This is a genomic window from Citrobacter sp. S55_ASV_140 (genome assembly GCF_018919505.1).
Lineage (GTDB): Bacteria > Pseudomonadota > Gammaproteobacteria > Enterobacterales > Enterobacteriaceae > Citrobacter > Citrobacter werkmanii.
Genome location: NZ_JAHLQZ010000256.1, coordinates 1 through 4,579, shown reverse-complemented (window position 1 = coordinate 4,579; position 4,579 = coordinate 1). Strand labels below are relative to the sequence as shown.

The 4,579-nt window shown below is 45.4% G+C and carries 4 protein-coding genes and 1 pseudogene; all 5 read right to left on the bottom strand.

Going from position 1 to position 4,579, the window contains the following annotated elements; translation table 11 throughout:
- Positions 1-453, bottom strand: a 453-nt coding sequence (locus KQJ18_RS21815; protein WP_216422727.1) for a sulfatase-like hydrolase/transferase, incomplete at its 3' end; no start/stop codon positions are given.
- A gap of 1 nt (position 454) precedes the next feature.
- A complete protein-coding gene (locus tag KQJ18_RS21810) occupies positions 455-1,723 on the bottom strand; it encodes an ATP-grasp domain-containing protein (RefSeq protein ID WP_216422726.1) in 1,269 nt (422 codons plus the stop codon).
- On the bottom strand, positions 1,720-2,835 hold the full coding sequence (locus KQJ18_RS21805; protein ID WP_038637606.1) for a DegT/DnrJ/EryC1/StrS family aminotransferase: 1,116 nt from the start codon (positions 2,833-2,835) through the stop codon (positions 1,720-1,722). Before KQJ18_RS21805 ends, KQJ18_RS21810 begins: the two co-directional genes overlap by 4 nt.
- Complete coding sequence (locus tag KQJ18_RS21800) at positions 2,832-3,908, bottom strand: glycosyltransferase (RefSeq protein WP_216422725.1); 1,077 nt, start codon at positions 3,906-3,908, stop codon at positions 2,832-2,834. The genes KQJ18_RS21805 and KQJ18_RS21800 overlap by 4 nt, the downstream gene beginning before the upstream one ends.
- Positions 3,909-3,939: 31 nt before the next feature.
- Positions 3,940-4,579, bottom strand: a pseudogene (locus tag KQJ18_RS21795) (glycosyltransferase family 2 protein); the annotation flags it as partial.

Genomic DNA, 4,579 nt, shown 5'->3' with positions numbered 1-4,579 from the left:
GTAATAACACAGATGACTACTGAGGTTCCACAGATAGAGCGCGAAGGGCTCCGGGCGGGAAATGACCTGCTGCATTTCAGCCTGCATTATTTTCGCGCTGTCATACCAATTAAAAGTATCCGTTTCACTCCAGATGGTATCCACATTTGCCCAGTTTTTGGGATACCCCATACCAGCAGCGGTGTATCCGTGCTGCTTTAAAACGTCGAAAAGCGCGGGGCCGTGACGATGGATGGAGATGTTTTCTTCGAGATGGGTGTTATGTTCTAACGTATTGTCATCACCATGCAAGAGATCGCTAAATGCCATCAGTGAGGAGGTGGCAGTAGAAATGAAATTATTAAGTCGTAGCGACTGGTTATAAATTTTATTCGTAAAAGGAAACCACTGGCGATTGTTAAAGATCGTGTGATTGAGACTTTCGAGATGCAAAAATATAATATTTTTCTTCATGTTATTCACATATTAATAGTTCGAGCATGCTGATGTCGAAGACAGGAAGTCCGGTGACCGAATTAACTTCCTGTCGTTCAGAGAAACTGTCGTCGATAAATATGGCGTCGGCCTCGTCAATATAATCACTTTTCTTATCGTTTTTACCTAAGTGGGTAATGGTGTCAAAGAAATTGTTAATCCGCCGTTTCGCCAGTTCAGCATAAATGTCACCGGCATGACGCGTAATGAGATGAATTTTTATCCCGCGATTCAGACATTGGCAGAGAAAAGTGAAGACAGGCACGCAGAGTTTATCTTTGATGACGACGGTATCATCGTAGTCGATGTAGACATGTCGAAACGTGAAATTATGCGTATAGTGATTCGTTAAGCTACGTGTAATTTGCAGGTTTTTACTGAGCGGGTGCAATTTGACGTTTACCCGCATACTTTCGTACAACGTCAGCATGGCGAAATTAACGCCATTAGCACGATTAAGCGCCATTGTGCCTGCAATACGCGGCGCGACTTCCAGTAATGTCAAAGTACCTGAGGCAGAACGCTTCAACTGAAAAAACCATGCGCCGTAGAGCTGCAATTGCTGCGAAATAGCGCGAGCGTAAGCGTCCACTTCCGGCAGACTCACTAAGGTTGAGGTCATTGCAATACCGGCACGTATACGTGAGCGTATGCGAGGTTGGCAAAACAGTAATCCCTGAGCGCGATCGGAAAAACAATCAACCGTACACTCTTCCCCACTTAAATATTCACAAACAATCAGATCATCTCTTTCTGCCTGTAATGATGCCAGCATGGCTGGGGTATCAACACGCGCTGCTCCCTGCGCGCCCTGACCGCGATCTGGTTTAACAAAAACGGGCCATTGCTCTATCTCAGTAACGTCGTTAAAGATCTGCGGGGTGGGAATTGAATGTGTGAGAGCCTGATATGTTTTACTTTTAAAACGCGTAATCTGGCAGGTTTCTTGCGATGGGCAGAGTACCGTGGCGGAAAGCGCGCCCCGGTTTTCAGATAAGGCAAGAAGGGCTTCATCATGTGCCGGGAAAATGTAATCAATTTTTTCTTGCAGCACTAATGCCTGCAATGTGGGTAACCAATTGCAATGCGTAACGTCAGGTACGATATGGTACTCGCTGGTGTAATGTCGGGCATGGCTATCGTAATCCGCCCCGGCTAAAACCAGATTTACGTTTTTTTCGTATCGAAGAGACAGGTAAATTTCTCTGCCAATTTCGGTCCCTGCAGGGAAGATAAGTACATTGATCATGCTGTTATGAGCTCAATAATAGTGCTGAGTTCTTCGGGGGTCATATCAGGATAAATCGGCAGACACAGCACCTGTTCGGCGATTTGGTTCGCCACGGGCAGCGTCTCTTTATTGGCGCCAGACATGTTTTTGTACATGTTAAGATTCGACAGCAACGGGTAGAAATAACGCCGCGTTAAAATGTTATGTTTTTTGAGATGATCGTATAACGCATCTCGCGACATTTTATAGTCGGGGCGCACCAGGATTGGGAAATAACTGTAGTTACTCTTAAGATTGGCATTGCTGTCAGGAATAACGATCCCTTGCGTGTTGGCGAGTTGCTCTCGATAACAGCGATCGATTTTTTGGCGCCTGGCTATCGCCTCATCAATATAATTTAATTGCAAGAGACCAAAAGCCGACTGGATTTCATTCATTTTGCCATTGATGCCTGGCGCGACAACGGTTAACTCGTCAGCAATACCAAAGTTTTTCAGGTAATCGATCCGTTGTTTTGTTTTTTTATCGTAACTGACGATGGCGCCACCCTCAAAAGTATTGAACACTTTTGTTGCATGGAAGCTGAGGACCGAAAGATCGCCATGACGTAGAATGCTTCCGCCGCAATCTTCTACAGCAAAAGCATGTGCCGCATCATAAATGACGGGAATACCATAATTATTGGAAATTTTTTCTATTTCAGTGGTGTTACAGCTTTGGCCGTAGACATGCACCGGCATAATTAACCCTGTTTTCGGGGTAATGGCCGACTCAATCAGGTGCGGGTTGATATTAAAGCTGTGTGGTTCAATATCAACAAATACTGGCGTTAATTGGTTCCAGAGAATGCTATGAGTCGTGGCAACAAAAGAATAAGGGGTGGTAATGACCTCGCCTTTAATTCTCAGCGTTTGCATTGCGGCAATTAACGCGATAGTCGCATTACAAAACAGTGAGATATAAGGGACGTTCAAGTAAGACGCTAACCTTTCCTCTAACAGTTGATGCATGACGCCATTATTGGTTAACTGCTTACTTGACCAAATCTCTTGCAGATACGGCATAAACTCCTCGAGTGGAGGCAAGAAAGGTTTGGTGACCGTAATAAGGTTATGATCTGCTTGTTTCATTGCTGAGGGTCCTGAGGGAATTTTTCACTAATCTGTTGATAGTGTTCTGGCAGTCTGGTTTTCAGACTGGTAAGGAGCGTGCTTCTGATCTTCTTATCAGTAATACTTTTTAACGCGGCAAAATATAATTGAGGTAATATTTCCAGGCGACTATCACAATAGATGATGGCCTGAACAATATGATATTGTGCTTTGCTGACGTCTTTATGGTGAATGGCCACGATAAAACCCTGGAAATGTAGCAAGGGGTCGGTTGGCTGTTTAAGCAGCAGTTCGTCAATATCTTCTTTGATCAGCGTATGGTCGGGATGAGCATACTGCTTCCAGCGGCTGTTCATCGCGTCTACCCAGGCGTCTTCATGTTTCCACTGATTAAGGATCATCATCCGGTTTTGGTACATTAATTTGCTCTTATCTTTTCTGTACCAGGTGTTGTTGTCATGGCGACGGTAGTAAGCCACTAAACGTCGGGATGAAATAAAATGCCCCTGGCGGGAAAGTTTCAGAAACATATCCCAGTCTTCCTGTACCAGTTCAGGATCGGAGCGTTCTATCTTCAGATACGCCTCGCGGCGGATTAACGATCCGATATAAAGACTGAGATTGCCAGATACCAGAAGATGATGAAAAACATCGCCATCAAGGAATATATCGCTGTAGGGAAAACGCGAGCCATCAGGCATGATGACCTCAATGGCGCTATAGCACATGACGCAATGTGGATTTTTCTCGAGAATATTAACCTGATGGGAGATTTTGGTGCGGACGATAAGATCATCAGAGTCGACGACAGCAATATATTTACCCGAGGCCATATTCATTGCCTCGATGATCGGTTTATCACCAATTTTATTTTTCTGCGAATAATAGTTAGTTTCGCGTAGGATCGTTTTGCAATTATATTTCCGTTGATATTTTTTAATGATATCAACAGACCGATCGGTAGACGCATCATCGACGATGATCACTTCGATATTTTTCCACGTCTGGTTAAAGACGCTATCCAGCGCCTCTTCAAGGAAAGCATCGTGATTATAACTGGTGACGATAATACTCACTAAAGGCGTTGGCATAGATTCATCTCTGGCGACAATTACTGTGTTATCAACTAAATAACTTCTGTTGCAGGCTTATCAGCAACGTATTGCTGTGTTGTTGGGGCGACGCCTCGATGAGGCTTACGATTTCCTGAGCTGCCCGTTTCCCCGCCTGTCCATCCATAAATGCATCACAATAGTGGCGGCGAATCTCAGCTAACGGCGTTTCCAGCGCAGCCCAATCAAACGCGTCGGAGAGCGCGTTGCGTAACGCCTGTATGTCCTGAGCCACCGGGAGAATGTCACGGATACGTTGATCGGCACTGTCAGGGGTAGAGAAACTTTGTTGTCCATCCAATAGCGAAGCCATACCTGGCCAGCTCAGTAAAATGACGCGTTTATTCATATGAATAGCGTCAAAAATAAAGCCGCTGCTGTCCGTCAGGATGTAATCTGCTTGTGCAATAAGCGCCAGCAGATGCTGTGGGTCGTCGAGTCTGTTCTTTAAATAGCGCTGCGCCAGCGCCAGAGAGGCGGTTTCCTCCGGTCTGTGAAGGGTGCCATGATGCAATTTAGTGACGATATTATATTCATGGCTTAAGCGACCGAGCTGTTCCGCCCAATGGGGCAGCGAGCTTAGCGCGCCATAGGTAGGGGCATACAGGATGGTCTGTTTTTTCGCATTGAGCTTCAGACTGTTTGGCAAC

What these genes read in the sequence shown, in the direction of transcription:
- KQJ18_RS21810 (WP_216422726.1), bottom strand. Translation starts at nt 1,723, where the DNA reads ATGATCAATGTACTTATCTTCCCTGCAGGGACCGAAATTGGCAGAGAA.
- KQJ18_RS21805 (WP_038637606.1), bottom strand. Translation starts at nt 2,835, where the DNA reads ATGAAACAAGCAGATCATAACCTTATTACGGTCACCAAACCTTTCTTG.
- KQJ18_RS21800 (WP_216422725.1), bottom strand. Translation starts at nt 3,908, where the DNA reads ATGCCAACGCCTTTAGTGAGTATTATCGTCACCAGTTATAATCACGAT.